This window comes from Tautonia rosea, from assembly GCF_012958305.1.
Classification (GTDB): Bacteria; Planctomycetota; Planctomycetia; order Isosphaerales; family Isosphaeraceae; genus Tautonia; species Tautonia rosea.
This window is the reverse complement of the sequence record NZ_JABBYO010000029.1, coordinates 1-20,291: the sequence shown is the minus strand read 5'-3', so window position 1 is coordinate 20,291 and position 20,291 is coordinate 1. Positions and strand designations below refer to the sequence as shown.

The window sequence follows — 20,291 nt, the reverse complement described above, 5'->3', positions numbered from 1 at the left end:
CTCCCACGTGGCGGCCTCACCCGAAGGGCCGGATTGCACAACATCCGGCCGATTTTGTCGCAAGCCCTTGCGCCGCTTGGAAATCAAGGTTGCGTAACGTTACGCAACGTCATGCTTGATCGCGGTATCGCCCCCGCGCCTCGTCCCGGGCCATCGCTTTTCGTTTCTCTTCCCATCGCTGGATCGCCCGACTTGCGGTTGCAACCGAGCAACCCACTTCGGCGGCGATCTCGGTTGGGCCAGGCGGGCACTCATTGCGCTCAAGGTATCCGAGGTAGACCCCGACGCACTGATCGGCTTTTCCTTGATTCCGGGGGCGGTGCCTCGTTCGAGGTTTCCTGGCCCCCTGTGGGGCGGCCTCGGGCGTCGGGTCGGTCCCCGGGGGGATGGGATCGGGTGCCGGGTTCGCCGATACTTCCGGAGCCTTCGCCTTGAGGAATGCTTCGAAGGCCGATGCGAAGGCATGGGCGCCGGCGTCCCAATTCGTGATGCTCACCCCGGCCGTGTCAGTCTCAGGCTTCACCCGGCGCATCCGTTCCAGCTTGCCCTTGCCGGCCACGGGGAGGCGTTGGCTGAGACGACCATCGGGCATCAATCGGGGTTGCCCGTTGAAGAATCCCCGACGCAACACGAAGTCGAACACGCGCGATTCTTCGCCTTCGTCCAAGTCGCTCCGGGCCAGGACGCCTTGATCGGTCAATCGCCACTGTTCTTTGCCGACGCGCTCGCAATGGAACGCGGGTTCGTCCTTCTGATCGCCGGCCTTCCGCCGCTCGAAGATGTCGCGCCAAACGTCCCACATGCCGGACGACAGGGAATCCATCGCCTCGACGAGGCCATATTCCCCGGTCAGGCTGATTGTCGCTTCCACGGCCTCGGAGTGCCCGAACATCTGGAGCCGGAACGTGACGCGTCGGCCGATCATCCCGGCGGCCGTGAGAAGCATGAGGGCTTGTTCTTCCGACTCGCTCAGCGAATCCGGATCGAACTCCGCCCATGTCTCGGGGACGGTTCGCAGGAGATGACCGATCCCCTGTTCCAGGGGATCGCCGACGGGGGCGTCTGTCTCGGACATGAGATGCACTCACCACACCGGGCCGGCCGGCCGGGACTGGCGGTGAGTGCAACACCATCCCGACCGGCCGCATCGAGCCACCCGGTTTGCAACCCGGCGGCTACCCGATGCCAGTCATTCTAACTGGAAACTTGTCAACCTTCCCAGGGGATCGCGTGCGATGGGGCAAAGGGGGCTGGCCCCGGCCTCTCGCAAACCTCGCGAAGTCGGAAGGAAGCGAGCCGCGTCAGGAACGAGATAAGGGCCGCTCAACCGGAACGTTGATCCGTTGCCACTCCGGCGACGCCTTCCGGGCGGCCTGCGCTTCGTCCCAGATGACCTGAGAGGCCCTGCGCTGAATGTCCTCTTCGGCGCGTTTGGCCTCTTCCGGTTCCAATGCCGGTTGCGGCGAGTCGCTCCAGACCCAGGCCAGGAATTCGGCCTTCTGCGTCTGGTTCAACCGTTCCCACAGGCCGCGAATGAGTTTGTCCGGACGTGCCCTCCACCATTGTTCGGCGAGCGACCGCTCCAAGAGCCCCCGATACCGGGATTCATCACGCCTCGTCCTCATCGCCCCAACCCCCTGTTAAGCTGGGTAATTTCATTCAAAAAGTAAGTCTCTTGTACCCCGTGACTGTTCCCCTTGGAGTCACCCGGAAATCGGTCCGGGAAGGACCCAATTATCTTATCGATTTCCAGCTTGGGGCATGATTGAGCCTGGAAAATCTAGGAAGGTTAGGAAAGGCAACAGCCGACAAAAGCGAATATTTAACATGAAAATTTCGTGGCACAGATGCCGAATACGAAAGTACCATAGATGACGGAGATTTTGTACACCGCTACAGTCTCACTATCGAAGTAGGAGGGTGATCGCAATGTCATATAGCGCGAAAACGATTGCCAACTACTTCCTTGGCAAATCGTTCGAGAATGAAATCTCTGTGTCCCCCATGAAGCTTCAAAAGCTCGTCTATTACGCTCATGGCTGGCACTTGGGTTTGACCGGCCGTCCACTTATTGATGAGCAGATTGAGGCTTGGCCTTATGGCCCGGTTGTTGATTCTTTGTTTCACGAATTCAAGGATTTCGGCAAAGCCCCAATCGATCGGTTCGCAACGGAGTTTGATTTTCAGGGGAAGCGGGGGGGAATTCGTATTGTAACTCCGGAACTTCCTCCGGCCGATGCAGGTCCTAGCGAGGCATACGTTCGGGGTTTGCTTGATCGTGTGTGGAGTGCCTACGGCCAATACTCTGCCGAGAAGCTCTCTAACATGACTCATGCGGCAGGATCACCATGGCAAATCGTCTGTCTGAAGCATAAAGGCCGCATCCCGAGGAATACGGACATCCCGATTGATCTGATCCGGGAGCATTTCAGGGAAGCCATCGGAAAGGCGACCGTATGACGCAGTCGGACGATTTTCCTATAGATATCCCGGATCTGAAGGAACTTGCAACAAAAGCGGCCGATTCGGTGCCCGATGCCGCCGATGACCTCACTTCACAAGGGGTTGAGGATGCAGAACATCAGAAACTCATCGAACTTGCGAAGTTGTCGGCGGCACCCAGAGCAAATTATATCACGAACATTCATATCGATGATCTCAAGCAAACCAATACTCGGCTGGTGCTTGAAAGAGATAACTTTCTTGAAAGGTGCGACAGAGAGAGGGCAGAAGTTGAAAGGCTTCGTTTGATCGAAAATGGATGCATCGAACTGAGAACATCAAAACGATTTTGGAGATGGATTGCAGGAAGTTGCACGTTTTGCATGGCGCTCGGAGGGGTTGCCCTGGGAGCGTATTCCAAAGTCGACGAATACGGACACCACAACGCATCAGTCTTTCTGTTTGCTACGGGATGCGCGCTAGTAATCCTTCCAGCGTTTATTGAATTAGGTGTTGTGCTCAGAAATCTCTGATTTTTCATTCCGTGATTCTCTAGATCTGTCGTTAGCCTACGACGCGACGTAGCGGCCCCCTTCGAGTTCGCGGGCCTGGCCGAGGGAGACGAGGGCGTCGAGGAGTTCCTGGACGCGGTCGGCGCGGGCGCGGAGGAAGGTGCGGGCGAGGGGGTCGGGGGAGATGCCGGAGGGGTGGGAGGAGAGGGCGGAGCGGACGGCCTTGACCTGTTCGGGGAGGGTCTTGGGCCAGGGGAGCTTGGCGGCCTTGGGGGCGCGGCCGGGGGCGGGCTTGGCGGGCTCGGGCTCGTCGTCGGGGGTGAGGCCGAGCCGGGCCTGGGTGGCGGGTTTGGGCTTGGCGGCGTCGGGGGCCTGGAAGTCGGGGCGGAGCCAGCGGACGAGGCCATCGGCTTCCTCGGCGGCCCGTTCGCGGTTCAGGTCGACGAGGCGGCGGAGGATGTCCTCGTCGGCCAGGTCGTGGGGCCAGCCGTAGGCGTCGAAGACGGCGGCGTCGAGGTCGTCGTGGATCTGTCTCAGGACCGACACCAGGCCGCGTTCGTGGATCGCCCGGTCCTTCTCCGTCAGCGGTTCGCCGGAGCGGAGCTTGGCCAGGACGTTGTACATGCCGGTGAGGGTCAGGTCGGGATGGGCGGCCTGCTGGCGCTTGCGGTGGGCGTCAAGTTCTTCGCTCAGTTCGCGGATTCGCTTCGAGGAGTGATCCTCGCAGACTGGAAACGGGAATGGATCAAAGCAAGACGAGTGATTGTAGGTTGAGTCATTCCCAACCCCTAGCCAACCTCCTGTCGCATTGGCAAAGACAGTATGAATCCTGCTTGATAGGATACCAAGGAATAAAGCATCTCCAAAAGCGAATACAAGAACCTTGGTTTCTGGAAGACAAATCGAATCGAGAAATTGAAAAGTCCGATGCCTCGCTGTTCGTGACGTGACGACGAATCGTTTCAAAGACTCCAATGATTTCCGGAACCGAGCACGAGGCTCAGAATGCAACCACCATTCCCGGGCATACTTGGGACGAGGATTATGCAACCTTTCCGGCCGAACGCGGTCAAATAGCCACTGGTATGCATCTGGATATTCTTTTCTCAGTTCGTCTTCAGCGAGATTGATAGTGTCGAGGACATATTGACGGCGAGGGGTCTGAGTAAGATCACGTCCGGTTAGATAGGGTCTGATAAGATTTCTAACTGTCACCTCGCTAAATGTGTCGGCAATTTCCGGCCCTAACACGAACCCTTGGCCGGACAATTGAACGCCTGGACATGATAAGCCTGCGTTTGACCTTAAAGAGATGACGCAGGACAAATCGACGCCGACTGTTAATGCTGAGGTGATGGTGCCGATTTGGACCCGGAAAACCTTGGCATTATCTTCGTCATGCGTAGGGACAGTTTCAAGTATTGTGCCTGGCAACGTTCCTGCGGCGCAGACAGTCATCGCGATACGAACGTCTGCGCCGTCATGACTATCGACCCAAGGGTGATCGGCCACGGCGAATATCAAAGATAGTCCGTTATCTAAAGCTGCTTGGACTGGCTTTCTGTTAAATGACTGAACAATCGAGTTTGTTGTAATAAAACCGAAGCGTGATGCCTTGCCGTCTTGTGTTAACTTGCTAGCCTTTTCCCACCAATACATCACAAAGTCAACGGTTTCGGCAACATCAGCCCAGCATTGCCGAAGGGCTTCAACGTAGCCGTCACCGAGAACAAGTCTCATACGCTTATTTCCGACAAAGGGCGGGTTCCCCACCACGTAATTCGCCTCGGGCCATTCGGCCTTGCGGGGGTTGACGTAGCGGAGCACGGGGACGCGGGCCGACTCGTCGGGGACGGGTTCGCCCGTGACCGGGTGGGGCCGGGTGGTGCGGCCATCCCAGCGGGTGACGGGGTTCCCCTGATCGTCCGTGACCGGCTCGACGCGATCGTAGGCGAGCACGGCATCGCGGCATTCGATGTTCTGGTAGTCCCGGATGATCGGCTCGGCCACCGTCTTGCCGGAGAGGGTGCGGAGGTGCCATTGCAGGTAGCCGATCCAGAGCACGAGGTCGGCGATAGCGGCGGCGCGGGGGTTGATCTCGATCCCCTTGAACTGGTGGGGGTCGACGGTCATCCCGTAGCCCTCGAAGACGGCCTGCTCGTCGCCGAGGGCGTGGAGCACGTCGCGGACCTCCCCCTCAAGGCGCTTCATGTGTTCCAGGGTGACGTAGAGGAAATTCCCGGTCCCGCACGCGGGGTCGAGCACGGTCGTCTGGCAGAGCGTGTCGAGGAAGGCGCGGACCTCGGCGCGGGCCTCGTCGGGGGCGTCCTCGTTGGTCAAGGTCACGGCGGCGGCCTTCACCGCGTCCCACTGCTCGCGCAGCGGCTCGATGATCGTCGGCATCACGAGGCGTTCGACGTAGGCGCGGGGCGTGTAGTGGGCGCCGAGCTTGTGCCGCTCGATCGGGTTCAAGGCCCGTTCCAGGAGCGTGCCGAAGATGGCCGGCTCGACCTCGCGCCAGTTGCAGGAACCGGCCCGGATGAGCAAATCGAGCTGGTCGTCGGTCAGGGGGAGGGCGTCGGCGTTCTCGTACAGGCCCCCATTGAAGCGATAGACGTTCGAGCGGATCACCGGGGAGAAGCCGCCGGTCTTCATCGTCTCCCAGAGGGAACGGACCATCTCGGGGAACAGGCGGGCCTCGCCTTTCGCTTTCAGGTCGCGCAGGGTGTCGGTGAAACACCCCTCGGGGAGCAATCCCACGTCCTCGGCGAAGAACGTGAACAGGCAGCGCATGAGGAAATGGGCGACGGCCTCGGGCGCGTGCCCCGAGGCTTCGAGCGACTTCGCCAGGCTGGCCAGTTCCCCGGCCACTTCGCGCGTGACCTTGGCGGCGCGTCGGGTGGGGTCGAGCGCCTGGGGGTCGCTCCAGACGAGCCGGAGCCGGTCGAGGGCGTCGGGCCTGGCCAGGTCTCGGAGCCGGAGCCGGTGCGATTGGGCGTCGGGGAACGGGACGTAGGTCCGGCCTTGCCGGGTGAAGTCGGCGAATAGCTCGATCGAGTGCCCCACGTCGACCACGACGAGGAACGGCGGATTCGGCTCGGAGGCGGGCAGGGCGCGGACGTACTGTTCGGCCTGCCCCTTGGCGGCCAGCATCGCCTCGTCCCACTTGGCCGTGCCCCGGACGGCCGTCCCCTTCTTCCGGGCCTTCTTCGGCATCGCCAACGCCAGGGCGGCGGGGTCGGCCTCGGTCGGCTTCTCGCTGCCTTGCTTCGCTTCCAGGATGAAGCAATCCCGCTTGTACAGGTCGATCCGCCCGGTACTGGTCGAGCCGTCGCCGTTCTGGAACGTGACGGCGCGTTCGAAGACGTAGGCGTTCTCCGAGTCGTCCGGCCTCGTCGGCTCGGGCCGGGGCACCCCGAGCACGTCGCACAGCTCCGAGAGGAACAGTTGGTAGTTCGCCCGTTCGGCGGCGCCCGATGCCTCCCAGCGTGTCACGAAGTCTTCGAAGTCGGTCGGAGCCAGCGTCGCGCCTTCCATCGCCTCATCGCCCCTCATCCCGTCTCAATGCGGATCAAGAGGGCGACGATAACCGCCACTGAACGGAGGTGCAAGCATTCAATCCGGCTTGGGCCGCTCGGGGCGGATCGGTCCCGATCCGGGCGTCGGTTCACCGCTCCGGCGGCGCGGGCAGCTTCTTCCGCTTCGCCCATGCGGCGACGGCTTCCGCGATGATCTCCGCCGCATCCTGGCCGGTCTGATCGGAGGCCGATCGGAGCCAGTCCGCCCATTCCTCGAAACACCGGATCTTGACCTGGCCCGTCCGCTTCCGCTCGGACGGCGGTCGGCCTCGGGTACGCGTGGCGTCCGTCATGGATCGGTCCCTCATTTTCTGATTTTATGGGTACACCGATATTGACTTTGCGGGTACACATGAATTATACTCTTTCATGTCGGGCGAGCAAAGGGCAAGCCCGAAAACGAGAGGGGGCCGGGTGACTGGTACTCACCCGACCCCCCGAGGGCAAGGCTGAACAGGAGCCCCACCCATGACGATCCTTTTCGACAGCACCCGCCGCGTCAAGTCCACCCGCTTCGGCCTCGGGCTCGATCGCCCGACCGACGCCTTCGGCAACCCCCTCCCTCGGGTCGGCTACTCGGCCGCCGACGCCGAATGGTACGCCTCCCAACTGGCCGAGCACGCCGAACCGTGGGCCTCGTGGCCAGATTGGACCGATGAGCGTTGGACGCTCTCCGACGCCGAGGCCGATCGGTTGGCGGCGGCAGCGGAGGCTGAACGGCGGGTCGAGTCCCCGAACTACCTCTGATCGATCCTTTGGGGGCCGGTGCCCGAGGCCGGTCCCCGGCAAAGTGACGGATCGATTCGGCAGATACCCCGACATGTGTCCACAATCCGAATACGACCTCGCCCCGGTCTGCTCCCCTAAGCCGGCCAGGGCGAGCGTAGGTTGATGGTCAGGAGAAGCGGACTGGAGTCAGATCCGGTGGACAGGGACCACGATCGGCGGAAGTCCCATCCTCACCGCCATGGACTGGACGTATTCCCTCCAGTACGGCCAAGCGTTGAAAACGCCATTCATGGATGCAAAAGCTTCTAGGTTCTCCTCCTCAATTCCCTCGTACGAATCAACTCTGTAGAAGAGGATGAACGTTGCTGAGATGCGAACGTGCTCGATCGGCTTGTCACCGTCCTCCTCGACGATGAGCTTGAGGGGGACGACGACGATCAGGCTCTTGGCCTCTCGGTCTGCCACATGATGAACCTGGGCAATCTGGATAGTGGGACTGAAGTCATCAAGAATAGCTGCTGCTTTGCTAGTTCGACGGCTGGCACTCTCAGAGAGGATGATATTACGGATCTGAACCTGCCGGGAGACAGGGATGGCCAGTGCGAACGGATCGGTAGATGGAACCGAGACAGGAACCTGTTCTTCCGACATCACGCGGCCATCCCCTCTTGACCGGTCGCGCTAACCTTCACCGTCCGTTCCGGCAAGCAGTGCACAACGGGCTGCTTCGCGGCGGACCAGAATCCCATGTGTTCCGACCGAGTCAGCTGGAACTCATCCTGATACACGATCTCGGCCTCACCTCGCCATGTATGTTCCGGCGCGCCGAAGAACTTCCGCAGCTCGGGGACTTCAAAGAATGCCCTGAGCATCCGGTCCATACTCCGCTGCTGGATCTGCGTCCCAGTCTCCCACCGTGAGAGCGTCGACTCAGCGATGCTCAGAAGGCCGGCGAGTTGTTCCTGAGTCAATTTTAGCTCTTTGCGGTGAAGCCGAATTTCGGCCGGTTTGAGCAGGCCGGCGGCCTCGCGGAGGGCATCGATCACCCGCTCGTCCGCGTCATCATCCAGGACCAACTCTCCGCAAGCCTGGCACTTCAGCACGGCGAGACAGGGCACCTCGACTGTGTACTTCCTGCCGTCGTGCTCGATTTCAGCACGATAAACGTCGAGCACCTCCGGCCTGACGGCGCGCTCGCGGCAACCACTGCACTTTCTAGGTGCCATCATCTTCCTGGCCTCTGGGGATGGGCGCTGACGAGCGACACCATGGGGACTTCCGGATCATCATCGACAAGGATTATTTCAACGAAAATGCCATGCCGAAACTCATCATGAGGGATGATCGCCTTATAGTAGAAGCGATACTGGTCGCAGTATCCCGGACGATCTTCGACTACCTGCTTGATCGTGCCACCGTTGCGCACGTAATCGAGCAATAAGTCTTTGACGTGCTTTGCGGTGAAGCCATCGAGATCGCGAAGCACATTATGCCGACCGACTCCGCTCTTCCACTCGACGCAATTGCTCAGACCGCTGGTCAACGCCTTATGGACCAATCCATGCTCCTCGGGGTCTTCCATCAGGAGCCTCTTTGAAACATACGACACAACTTGACTAACGTCAAGTTCGCGCCGCTGGTGACATCTTATAGCCTTCCGGATCTTACCAGCCCATGTAACGTCAGGTCCGAAGAAAATGGAATACATCGCCCTAAAACCAAATGAGATTTCTTGTTGCGTTAAAATTCCAGGGCTCTATCCTTCTTCGCCAGGGCGGAAGAGAGATCGGTTTTGGTGGGCAACTGATGGTTAAACGAGAGGTGGTCTTGCTGCTAAACCCCTCTCCGAGACTGTCATTTCAACCCTTTAGCTGTATTACTGCCTACTCGGCCGACCAACTGCGAACGATTGCCAAGATGCCTGCTTTCACCGCATCGGGCAGTTCCGACCAAACGACAGCGATCTCGGCCAGATCGCAAGGGAAATCGGTGTCGGTGGGCAAATGGTGGGCAAGCGGAGCGGGTGCTAGCCGTAAACTACTGCCTGCTTGGCCTTTAGCAGATACGATCGACTGACTCTTAATCAGCGGGTTGAAGGTTCGAGTCCTTCGGGAGGCACTTTGAACAGCCCAAGTGATCACGGGTGACGGCGAGTGATAGGCGTTACCTGACAAGGCGTTACGACACATCCGGCCCGGTTTCCCCGCCCGAGGGAGCCGGGGCTTGTTGCTGAGATTGCGGGAGACGGGGTGCCGAAGTCGCACCCATTCCCATCAAGGACGAGTGGCTGCTGCGGGGTGGAAAGCAGGTCCTGGATATCCACAGAGATGAGGCCTTGAGCGGCAAGAGAAACCTGCTCACGTGCGGGCCTCGACGGTGATCAACTCGCGGATCGGCCCCTGTCGTCGGGCCGGATTCCGAAGGCCATTCGACCAGTGAAGCGAGCCGATTCCGTCAGGTCTCGCACCTGTCGAGGTCGTCTTTGGACTTTTACGCATCTCCGATCGTCGATCTCATCGGCGAGGATCCGTTCCCAATGGCCCCTGGTCGGGAAGGAATCCGAAGGGAGCGTGAGACCCTGCTTGCGATCTTCGGCGACCGACGGCGTAACAAAGCACTTCAGAGCGGAAGGCACTTGGCCTTGTGTTGCGCGTGATTGGTTGATTCCCGTTCCTGTTGTGAAGCTGTCGGTCGGGGAACGCTTCCGGAACGAGTGGCGCCGTAGGCACTCTGGTGCGGTAGGTCATGTGAGTCCTTCGAGCAGTTGATCCGTGCAGAAACAAAGGCCACCCCCGGCATCCGGAAGCAGGGGGACATGAGCTGCACATGGGCAGCGTCCGGGTCGCTTGGACTGCTTGGAGTTCCCCCTCGTCCCAAACTCTAGTCGACATTCCTAAAGAAACACGAGTCACCAGGGACCTTCGTTTTTTTTCTTAAACTGATGCTAACTTTGGGCACCACCCCCCCAAGAGAGAAGTGTCGGAACGAGGGCGATCACCCTTAAGGCCATGGAGGACGCCGAGTCCATCCAGCTTGTTCAACAGGTCTGAACCAAATAGAGACGTGATCCTTGAGAGACGTTGCCTGGGTGTTGTCGGTGGTCGCGAGCTGGAGATGGTGAGGCCGGGCTCCTCTGTGCGGAGGGCCGAGCCCATCGATAGGCCCAACCACGGCCGACGACTCAGCGGGGGCGGCCCGGCCAGAGGCATCACTCTGAACTCGAGAGCGTTGCCATGCTTCGATACGCTCTGATTTTCCTCGTCGTCGCGATTGGGGCAGCAGTCTTCGGGTTCGGTGGTGTTCCGTCGGGCGAAGGGGGGTATTGCCAAGATCCTGTTCTTCGTTTTCCTGGTCCTCATCAATAGAACGTCCAAACCGTCGCCGCCAGGACGAGGCCGAGGAGCGTTGGCCAGAAGAGAAGCTTGGCCAGAAGGTTGTCGCGGTACTCGATCCACGGGACTGCGTCGCTCGTGGTGAAGACCAGGGCATCGAGCACGACGAGCAGGAGGATGAGATAGGCGATCAGGTAGATCATCTCCATATAGGTGATCACGTCGAGATCCAGACCGCGTCGGAGGTCGATGTGCATCAGAGCGATGGCGAAGAAGAAGGCTCCGCAGGTCTCCAGCACGCCGAAGGCACTGAAGCCAGAGCTGCTGCGCTGCCGCTCGTTGAAGCTGGAGCTGATGAGCACCCCGTGCAGCAGCACCGCGACGATCAGGATCGGCACGATGTGCGAGATGAAGGGAGTGGGGAACCTGCGGTGCAGCAGGATCTCGAACTGGAGAACTGGAACCCGGGCATTGCTGGCCTCGTCATTTGGGGACCACTCGACATTGTAGGTGTTGATCGTATAGGAAAAGCCGCTTCCCTCGACCGCCCAGCCTGGGACTTCCAACGGCCGGTTCAGGCCCGGTCCGGCGCCTCGCTGCAAATAGGGATAGCGTTCCAGATCGGGGGCAAGCACGACGTTGCGATCGGCCTCGGGGTGGGCGAGCTGGATTGGCAGCGACTGGCGGTCAAAGGGATAGGCCCGATAGTCGAACGATCCCCGTACCGTGGCCCGGAAGGCGAAAGCGACAAGCTCTCCCCCCTGCTCCAAGGGGCGGCGATAGCGTTCGATCAGCTCGAAGGACTCGGCGTCCGGATCCAGGTTCGGGAAGATGACACCGCGGGTCAGCTGCTCACGGTCTTCTGCGGGATAGCGTTGCCAGATCATGCCACCAACACGGATCGCGTGGGCGTCTTCGAAGACGATCGACCGGAGAAACAGCCAGGTGGGGATGACCCTGGCGTCATCCCTGTGGCGATCGGCCATCCGATCGCGGTGCTCATCCAGGAACTCGGTGAGCCCCTCAACGTCCTTGATCGAGACGCGTTCGACAGCGACTCCTCGCCGCTGGGGAGGATCCCCGTAGCGATAGGAGAGCGCCCAGACCAGGCCGATGGCCACGGTCAAGACGAGGGCGGCAGTGGTCGAGATTGTCCAGAGCCTGAGCGTGTCTGTCCGGCCCGACGTCAGCGACCAGGCCAGACCCAGTCCCATGAGCAGGACGACATTGAGCAGCACCCCGATGGAACGCCGTCGCCACTGGTCTCGACCGTCGATGAGGTCGGCCTCGAACATCGCGACGGCCATCGACCAGCCGGTCCCGGGCACGGGCCGGTAGAAGACCCACCCTGGCTGCCGTCCCGGGAGGACCGAGCTGTCGCGGCATCGCCTGACCCCCGAGCCCCCGCCCTGCATCAGCCGCTGCACGACCACCAGATCACGGCTGCCCGACTCGGCCACGACTTCGGCGTAGGGCTTTCCCTCGCGGACATGGTCGAAGACCGGAAAGGCCAAGAGTCGGCCCCGCTCGTCGATCAGTGCGCCGCCTCCCCTTCGACCGACGTATCGCCGGTTAAACAGGTCGTTGAGCTCGTGCAACGAGACGGCCAGGTTCACGACGCCGATCGGACGCCCTTTTACACGATCGTCGTCCCCCTCCGAGTAGACGGGGATGCTGTAGCCGACGTAGGGCTCATCGGCAGCCTCGCCGAAGCCCGAGACCCACATCGCCTCGCCGCGCTCCAGAGGCTCACGGTACCAGCGGGCGGCCTCCTTCGTATCGGGGCTGGTGTAGTCGTAGATGTCCTCGATCTGGAGGAAGCGGCCGAGCGGCCGATCGTAGAACGGGGCGTCGAGCCGTCCACCGGTCGCCTCGGAGGGCTTGAAGGCGACGGTCATCCCCAGCAAGTACGGCTCCGACTCGCTGACCTCCCGAATGCGATCGAGCAGCACCTCGCGGTCGATCGACCCCCGAGCCAGCTCTTCGGCGACCTCGGTCGCGCGGCCCACGACCACGTTCATGACCAGCTCAAGGCCGAGCTGGATCAATTCCACCCGCGCTTCCCCCTCAGTGACGGCTTCGGCCCGTTGCGCCTGGGCAAAGCCAGACAACGCCACGACCTGGGCAATCAGCACGATTCCCACCAGGGCCGCGATCACGGCCGCAATCCTGGAGGCGTTTGGGATCAAAGAGCCATTCATCAATCACCCCTCGGTGCGTTCCGGCTCGAACAGAGGAACGTGGCACCACTTGAACCCCTTCGCCATTTTCCCGAAACACCTCATCTTTCCAGTTGCCAAGTCCCTCAACAAGGCGACATAATGACGTTTAACTTGCACATCAGCCGAACTGAGCCGCTTAACTTATCTCAAAGAATACGTAGCCTCTCAGCGACACTTCAGATCCGGTCTGCGTGGCTCGCTCCTCATTGTTCAGATCGCATTGGTTGTGTTCGGAGATTATCACGCGAAACGACTACGAATCCAGTTCCTCGTTGCTGAGACAACCCGCCTTTCAGATTGCACCGATCGATCCGCTTCCGAATCACGTCCTCCGCGAGGCAGTTCCGATGTCAAATTGCACCCCTCGATTTCGACCCCGCAAGCCATCCGCACCGGCTCGTCATCGGTTCCGATCGGCTATCGAACGGCTCGAAGAGCGCGTCATCCTGTCCTTGACGGTCACGCCGACGCAGGACGCCAACACCCTGATCCAGACGATCCTTGGCGCCGACGTCACGGCGAGGAACGTGGTGCTGGTCAGCAACGGGACCCTGGGCTCCACTTCGACAGGCCCCTCCACCGGGACGTTCTCGGGCGGGACCGACGCGGCGAACAACGTCGGCATCGCCTCGGGGATCATCCTCAGCTCCGGCGCCGCGAAGAAGGCCGAGGGCCCGAACAGCTCCGCGGGAATATCGACTCCGTTCGGTACGGCTGGAGATGCCGACCTGGCCGCGGCGATCCCAAACACGTATCAGGACGCCTCCAGCCTCCAGTTCGAGTTCACTGCCGTGGGTAGCCGGCTCCAGGTGGAATACGTCGTCGCCTCGGAGGAGTACGAGGAATACATCAACTACGCGGACGCATTTGCATTCCTCCTGCAGGACCTGACCGCTGGGGGCGGCTTCAGAAATGTCGCCCTGCTGCCGGGCGGTACGACTCCCGTCTCGATCGGCACCGTCAACCAGAACCAGAACACCAGCTTCTATCGATCGAATAATTTCGGTTCGGCCAGCAATACGATCGACACCCAGTACGACGGCATGACGACCGTCCTGACGGCCGGTGCTACTCTCACCCCGGGGCACGACTACCGCTTCAAGTTCGTCATTGCTGACAAGGGCGACACCTCGATGGACTCCTCGGTGTTCATCAAGGCGAATAGCTTTACGACCTCGGCGACCCTGCCCAGCGTGGTGGTGGATACGCCCTACAGCCAGCAGCTCTCCTCGACCAACGTGCCGATGGCCAACAGCTTCATGGTTACCAGCGGCACGTTGCCTGCCGGCCTGACGCTGGACCCGCTGACCGGGCTGCTCACCGGCACGCCCACCATCGCGGGGGCCTCCACCTTCGCCGTCGAGATCCGGAACCCGACGGGAGCCTCGGACGTCATCTTCTACAGCCTGACGGTCCGCCCCCCCGAAGCCGACCTCCAGCTCAGCATCACGGACGGCCAGACGGAGACCACCAACGGCGCCCAGGTTTCCTATACGATGATCGTCAATAATGCCGGACCCAGCCCGGCAGATCGGGTCCTCGTGGGCGGTGACTTCTCCCCATCCTTAACCGGAGTGACCTGGACCGCAGTCGCGACGGCCGGGATCTCCTTACCGGCCGCGAGCGGTTCCGGCAACATCGTCCAGGAGATTCCTCTCATCCCCAGCGGGGGCCTGATCACCTACACCGTTACCGGCACGGTGGCCACCGGTGCGGCCGGCACGGTGGAGAGCAGGGGCAGCACGAACTTCCTGACCACCAGCACTTCCCGAGACCCGGACACGTCGAACAACTCCGCTACCGACTCCACCACGATCGTCCCCAGCGCAGACCTCCTGGTCACCAAGACTGACGGCCAGACGACGGCCTCGGTCGGCGAGACACTGACCTACACCGTCATCGTCGCCAACCCCGGGCCGAGCAACGTCACCGGGGCCCGGGTCACCGACACCTTTCCCGCCGATCTGGGGAACGTCTCGTGGATAGCCGCCTTCGGAGGCGGGGCCACCGGCACGACCTCGGGGACCGGCAACATCAACCAGGCGGTCAACCTCCCCAGCGGGGGGAGCGTCACCTACACCGTCACGGGAACGGTCAGCCAGACGGCCGTCGTGGGTAGCACCCTCGTCAATACCGCGAGCGTCGCGCTCCCCGCCGGCGTGGTCGACCCCAACCCCTCGAACAACAGCGACACCGACTCCAATACCATCACCCGGGTCAGCGACCTCCGGATCACCCAGACGGACCACCTGACCGTGGTGACCGCCGGCACCGCCGTTACCTACACGATTGCCCTGCTCAACGACGGCCCAGCCGACATCACCGGGGCGACGGTGACCGATACCTTCCCGACGGACCTCTCCGGGCTGACAATCAAAGGCATCATCGGCTCGGCCGGGGCTAGCTGGGCCCTGACGACCGGCCCGCTCGGCGGGCAGACGCTGTCGGACACGGTCACGATCCCCGGCGGCGGCGCCATCTACTACCTCGTCAGCGGGACGCTCGACCCCTCGGCCACGGGCACCCTGAGCAACACGGCCACCGTCGCCGCCCCGATGGGCACGACCGACCCGGACCTCTCCAACAACTCGGCCACCGAAACCTCGACGATCCAGGCTGTTGCGGACCTGGAGATAACGACCTCGGCCACCTCGCTGGTCGTTACCCCCGGCGACCCGGTGCTCTACCAGTTCACCGTCAGCAACACCGGGCCGAGTAACGCTCCCGGCTCGACCGTGAATCATGCGATCCCCTCGGACTTCCTGAACGCGAACTGGACGGCCGTGTTCAGCGGCGGGGGCATGGGGACGACCAGCGGGTCCGGGAACATCATGGAGTCGATCGACCTGCCCGCCGGAGCGAGCGTGACCTACACTGTCGGTGCCGACGTAGACCCGGGGGCGACCTCGCCGGTGACGATCACCGGCAACGTGGCCGCCGCGACCGGCGTGACCGATCCGGTGGCGTCGAACAACGACCTGATCGTCGCGGGCACCGTCGACCCACACGTCGACCTGGCGGTCTTGAAGTCGATCCCCGCGCCGCCCGTGGCCGGCTCGACGGTCACCTACGTCATGCAGGTTGTCAACTTCGGCCCGAGCACCGCTACCGACGCCCGATTCCAGGACATCTTCCCCACCGAACTGAGCGGTATGACCTGGACGGCCGTCGTGGCCGGCGGAGCCTCGGTTGCCAACGCCTCCGGTTCGGGCGACATTGACGAGTTGGTCACCGTCCCCCCGGGGGGGAGCGTGACCTATACCGCCACCGGGACGCTTGCCAACGACGCTACCGGCATCTCCAACTCGGCCCTCATCCAACCCGGCTTGGGCTTTACCGAGCTGAACGCGTCGAACAATCTCGACACCGTTACTGTCCCGGCGATCCGGATCGGCGACCTGGCCGTGCAGATCACTGATGGCAAGACGACTGCCGTCCCAGGCGAACAGAACACCTATACAGTCTCCCTGACCAATACCGGCCCCAGCGACGTGACCGGCGCCAGCCTGGTCATGCCCTTCCCCATCAGCTTTACCGGCGTGACCTGGTTGCTGACCAGCATGACCGGCGGGGCCACCGGTACGCCCAACGGCAGCGGTGCGTTGCTTTCGACCGTCGACCTGCCCGTGGGAAGCACGCTCACCTACACGGTCGTCGGCACAATCGCACCGTCCGCCACCGGGGTGCTGGAACTGTCCGCCTCACTGCGATCGGTGGGCGCGGGCGAGGTCCCTGACCCCGACCTGTCGAACAACCGCGCTGACGACTTGACAACGCTGACCCCGCAGGCGGAACTGATCGTCACCAACACCCACAACCAGGCGACGGTCGTGCCGGGAGTTGTCGATGGTCTGAGCTACACGATCACCGTGTCCAACACCGGGCCGAGCAACGCGCCGGACACCCGCATCGTCGATCGCCTCCCGGTTGACCTGGGGGGCATCACCTGGACAGCGATCTATACCGGAGGCGCCAGCGGTCCCGCCTCCGGGACTGGGCTGATCGACGAGCTGATAGACCTGCCGTCCGGCGCGACGGTTACCTACATCGCTGTGGGGACCGTGAATCCGGCCGCCCGAGGCAGCCTGGCCAACACGGTGACGGCCATCGCCGACACCTCGGTGACCGACCCTGACCTCGGCAACAACTCTGCGACCGACTCGGTCGACCTGACGCCGCAGGTCGAGCTGGCTGTGACGAAGACCGACGGCCAGGTCTCGGCGGTGCCCGGCACGATGGTTTCCTACACCATCGTTGTTTCCAACACGGGGCCCAGTTCCACCGTCAATGGGAGGCTCGTCGACCTGCTCCCGGCCGATTTGCAGAACCCGGGCTATACGGTGATCTCGGGCGGGACCGGTGCCGCCCGTGTGACCAGCCCCGGGAGCGGAACCGGCCACATCGACGAGCTATTCCTCCTTAACCCGGGCGGCACCCTGACCTTCACCGTCACGGGCCTCCTTGCTGCCTCGGCTCGAGGGACGCTCTCGAACACGGCGACGGTCAGTGCGGCGCTCGACGAGACCGAGACCGATCCTTCCAATAACTCGGCCACCGACACGTCCTCGATCACCCCCGCCGTCGACCTGTCGGTGACCAAGTCCGCCGCCGCCGGCCCGATCCGCGTAGGGGAATCGTTGACTTATACCGTCATCGTTTCAAATGCGGGTCCGAGTGATGCGACTAACATTCTCCTCCAGGACATGCTCCCGCCTGGGATGGTCTTCGTTTCTGCATCCGAGGGTTCGGCGTCGGAATCTGGCGGGGTTGTCAGCATCAACCTGGGCTCGATGGCCTCCGGCGACTCGACGACCATCACCCTCCTCGTTCGCCCGACGGCCGCCGGATCGACGACCAATACGGTTGTCGTGTCAGGCACCGAGCAGGACACCGATCCGACCAACGACTCGGCCTCGGTGGATGTCACTGTGCTGTGCAGCCGGATTGGGGCTGATTACGACGGCGACGGCGCGGAGGACCTGGCCCTCTACTCCTACGACCCCGTGGCCGGCAGAGGCCGGTTCGATATTTTGCTCTCCACCGGCGGCAGCCGCGTGGTGATGCTCGGAGGCGAGGGGGACATCCCGGTCGTCGGTGATTTCGACGGCGACCGGATCGCCGACCCGGCTGTCTTCCGGCCCAACGTCGATCTGAACGGCGACGGCAGTCCTGACGCTGCCGGCTGGTCGATTCTTCAGTCCTCCACCAATCAGACCCGCGAGGTCCTCTTCGGCGCCCCCAGCGGCATCGACCTTCCCGCGCCGGCCGATTACGACGGCGACGGGATAACCGACATCGCCACCTTCCGCCCCACCGCCACGGCCCTTGACCTGGCCAACTTTGATCCTGAAGGGGACGGGATCGGCGCGCAGTGGTTCCTGCTCCAATCGACCGCCGGGGCAACCCGTATTGAGTTCGGCGCGCCCAACTTCGCCGATCTGCCGGCACCGGCCGATTACGACGGGGACGGCGAGGCGGACATCGCCACCTTCCGCCCCTCCAGCGACCTGACCCCCGGTGCGGCCGAGTGGTTCATCCGTCCGTCGAGCAAACCGATGGCCGGCTACCGAGTCGCCTTCGGTGCCCCTGGCGGTGCGGACCTTGCCGTACCCCTGGACTACGACGGTGACTGTCTGGCCGACATCGCGACCTATCGCCCCCAGAGCGACCTGGTCTTCGGTGCGGCCGAGTGGTTCATCAGTCGTCCGGCTCAGGCGATCGTTCTCGGCAGCGCCGGTGAACTCGCCGCCCCGGGCGACTACGACGGCGACGGCCTCGCCGACCTCACCGTCTTCGACCGGGCCAGCTCGCGATGGCAAATCCGCCCATCGTCTGGCGGTGCGATCCGGGAGGAGACATTCGGCCCGTCGAGCATGACCGTGGTGGCCTCCTCTGTCGTCCCGGTCCTCGCCCCCTTGCCGACCCGGCTCCTCGCCTCGGGTACGGACGTGGGGCGATTCACGACTGCAGCTCAACGTGCCAATCGGCTTGAGGTGCTCGACCTGGCGCTCGCAGGTCTTGCGGAAACGGATCGACGAACCGGTTGATCAAGGTTGTGCCTCCAACCCGATTGGAGGCACAACCGATTCGCGAGCGAATGTCGCTTGCTGCCCGAACGGATTGAATGACGGTTCGAGCGATAGCAACCTGCCCCGGAGGAGACCTGGGAACGCTCCCCGGCCCCGCTCCTCCAAACGAAGGATCAGCATCGTGTGGTCAGCCTCGCCTTGAACCCGGCCGGGACGTGGAAGGGAGTCCAGGGTCCACGCATCAGGATAGGTGATGTGGGGGGGTTGAGTTGTGGTCGTGCGGAGTAGGCGTGATGGTCCTCACCCCGTTCCAGTTCGTATCGTGGGTTCCGTCGTTTTCCACGATGAACCGATCCCTCTGGATGCCGCTCATGGCAACTCCCACAACTCCCGTCTCCCTGGCTCATCACTTCGCCGAGTTGGATGACCCACGCGTCGAACGCACGCGGCGGCACGAACTGCTGGACATCATCGGCATCGCACTCTGTGCGGTGATCTCCGGCGCCGAGTCCTGGCCGGCCGTCGAGCGCTATGGCCACGCCAAGCGGGATTGGCTGGCCAGGCATTTCCGCCTGACCAGCGGCATTCCCTCGCACGACACCTTCCGACGCGTCTTCTGCCTGCTCGATCCCGCGGCCTTCCAGCGGAGCTTTGCCGACTGGGTCGCCGCGTTGGCCGACGCAGGCGTGGGGACCCGACGGGCCATCCCGATCGACGGCAAGACGGCACGGCGCAGGGGGCGGCAGGGGGCGGCCCTGACGCCGCTGCACCTGGTCAGCGCCTGGGCCGGGGCCAACCACGTGACCCTCGGCCAGGTCGTCGTGGACGAGAAGTCCAACGAGATCACGGCGATCCCGAAGTTGCTGGAGGTGCTCGACCTCAACGGGGCGTTGGTCACCATCGATGCGATGGGCTGCCAGAAGGAGATCGCCGCGCAGATCGTCACCGGCGGCGGGGACTACATCCTGGCCGTCAAGGAGAACCATCCCCATCTGTACGAGGACATCGACGGTTGCTTCACCGAGGCGTTGGAGACGGATTTCGCGGGCCTGGCCTGGAGCGTGTCGCGGACCGAGGAGTGCAACCGAGGTCGTCAGGAGATGCGGGAATGCCACGTGATCGCCCGCCCCGAGGGGTTGCGTGATGCAGGCCTGTGGAAGGGGCTGACGGCGATCTGCATGGTGCTGACGGTCCGGGTGGCCGAGGGCATCGAGTGCCGCTATTTCATCGGGAGCTTCGCGGGGACGGCCCAGGAGTACCTGGATGCGATCAGGGGCCTGGGGGATCGAGAACTCGCTACACTGGGTCCTGGATGTGGTGTTCCATGAGGATGAGAGTCGTCACCATGCGGGCAACAGCGGCGCAAACCTGGGCGTGTTGCGGCGGTTGGCGATCAGCCTCTTGAAGCAGGAGTCATCCTCCAAGGACAGTCTGAAGACCAAGCGGC

13 protein-coding genes, 1 tRNA gene and 1 pseudogene are annotated in these 20,291 nt (G+C 62.6%); 7 read left to right on the top strand and 8 right to left on the bottom strand.

Features of this window, described 5'->3' with window-relative positions; all coding sequences use genetic code 11:
* Positions 1 to 109: 109 nt before the first annotated feature.
* Together HG800_RS26210 and HG800_RS26205 are read right to left on the bottom strand one after the other, a co-directional pair.
* On the bottom strand, positions 110 to 1,075 hold the full coding sequence (locus HG800_RS26210; RefSeq protein WP_169981222.1) for a hypothetical protein: 966 nt from the start codon (positions 1,073 to 1,075) through the stop codon (positions 110 to 112).
* Positions 1,076 to 1,301: 226 nt separating this feature from the next.
* Entirely contained in the window at positions 1,302 to 1,625 is a 324-nt protein-coding gene (locus tag HG800_RS26205; protein ID WP_169981220.1) for a hypothetical protein, read from the bottom strand.
* Positions 1,626 to 1,929: 304 nt separating this feature from the next.
* Here HG800_RS26205 and HG800_RS26200 point away from each other — a divergent pair, with 304 nt between their 5' ends.
* Together HG800_RS26200 and HG800_RS26195 are read left to right on the top strand one after the other, a co-directional pair.
* Complete coding sequence (locus tag HG800_RS26200) at positions 1,930 to 2,460, top strand: Panacea domain-containing protein (RefSeq protein WP_169981218.1); 531 nt, start codon at positions 1,930 to 1,932, stop codon at positions 2,458 to 2,460.
* A complete protein-coding gene (locus HG800_RS26195; protein WP_169981216.1) occupies positions 2,457 to 2,975 on the top strand; it encodes a hypothetical protein in 519 nt (172 codons plus the stop codon). The genes HG800_RS26200 and HG800_RS26195 overlap by 4 nt, the downstream gene beginning before the upstream one ends.
* A 36-nt stretch (positions 2,976 to 3,011) precedes the next feature.
* Here HG800_RS26195 and HG800_RS26190 read toward each other — a convergent pair whose 3' ends face one another.
* Positions 3,012 to 6,509 carry a class I SAM-dependent DNA methyltransferase gene (locus tag HG800_RS26190; RefSeq protein ID WP_169981214.1) on the bottom strand — a complete coding sequence of 1,166 codons (3,498 nt, stop codon included), beginning with the start codon at positions 6,507 to 6,509 and terminating at the stop codon, positions 3,012 to 3,014.
* A 112-nt stretch (positions 6,510 to 6,621) separates the two neighbouring features.
* A complete protein-coding gene (locus HG800_RS26185) occupies positions 6,622 to 6,825 on the bottom strand; it encodes a hypothetical protein (RefSeq protein WP_169981212.1) in 204 nt (67 codons plus the stop codon).
* 175 nt (positions 6,826 to 7,000) lie between these two features.
* Between HG800_RS26185 and HG800_RS26180 the strand changes: the two genes are divergently transcribed.
* Positions 7,001 to 7,279, top strand: a complete 279-nt coding sequence (locus HG800_RS26180; RefSeq protein WP_169981210.1) for a hypothetical protein — start codon at positions 7,001 to 7,003, stop codon at positions 7,277 to 7,279.
* A gap of 168 nt (positions 7,280 to 7,447) precedes the next feature.
* Here the strand turns inward: HG800_RS26180 and HG800_RS26175 are convergent, their stop codons facing one another.
* The 3 genes from HG800_RS26175 to HG800_RS26165 are packed head-to-tail and all read right to left on the bottom strand — an operon-like array spanning position 7,448 to position 8,843.
* Positions 7,448 to 7,912, bottom strand: a complete 465-nt coding sequence (locus HG800_RS26175; RefSeq protein WP_169981208.1) for a hypothetical protein — start codon at positions 7,910 to 7,912, stop codon at positions 7,448 to 7,450.
* Entirely contained in the window at positions 7,912 to 8,490 is a 579-nt protein-coding gene (locus HG800_RS26170) for a type II TA system antitoxin MqsA family protein (RefSeq protein ID WP_169981206.1), read from the bottom strand. The genes HG800_RS26175 and HG800_RS26170 overlap by 1 nt, the downstream gene beginning before the upstream one ends.
* Entirely contained in the window at positions 8,487 to 8,843 is a 357-nt protein-coding gene (locus tag HG800_RS26165) for a hypothetical protein (protein ID WP_169981203.1), read from the bottom strand. The genes HG800_RS26170 and HG800_RS26165 overlap by 4 nt, the downstream gene beginning before the upstream one ends.
* Positions 8,844 to 9,303: 460 nt before the next feature.
* Between HG800_RS26165 and HG800_RS26160 the strand changes: the two genes are divergently transcribed.
* Together HG800_RS26160 and HG800_RS28565 are read left to right on the top strand one after the other, a co-directional pair.
* Positions 9,304 to 9,379, top strand: a tRNA-Lys gene (locus HG800_RS26160).
* Positions 9,380 to 10,494: 1,115 nt separating this feature from the next.
* Positions 10,495 to 10,618: pseudogene (locus tag HG800_RS28565) on the top strand (DUF1328 domain-containing protein); the annotation flags it as partial.
* Between the two features lies 1 nt (position 10,619).
* On the opposite strand, the gene HG800_RS26150 reads toward HG800_RS28565, so the two are convergent.
* Positions 10,620 to 12,794 (bottom strand): cache domain-containing protein, encoded by a 2,175-nt coding sequence (locus HG800_RS26150; protein WP_169981201.1) that lies wholly within the window; start codon positions 12,792 to 12,794, stop codon positions 10,620 to 10,622.
* A 368-nt stretch (positions 12,795 to 13,162) separates the two neighbouring features.
* On the opposite strand from HG800_RS26150, the gene HG800_RS26145 reads away from it, so the two are divergent.
* Together HG800_RS26145 and HG800_RS26140 are read left to right on the top strand one after the other, a co-directional pair.
* The gene (locus HG800_RS26145) at positions 13,163 to 18,862 is read left to right on the top strand and encodes a choice-of-anchor L domain-containing protein (protein WP_169981199.1); all 5,700 of its coding nucleotides are present in this window, start codon (positions 13,163 to 13,165) and stop codon (positions 18,860 to 18,862) included.
* A gap of 353 nt (positions 18,863 to 19,215) precedes the next feature.
* A complete protein-coding gene (locus tag HG800_RS26140; RefSeq protein ID WP_169981197.1) occupies positions 19,216 to 20,172 on the top strand; it encodes an ISAs1 family transposase in 957 nt (318 codons plus the stop codon).
* Positions 20,173 to 20,291: the final 119 nt, after the last annotated feature.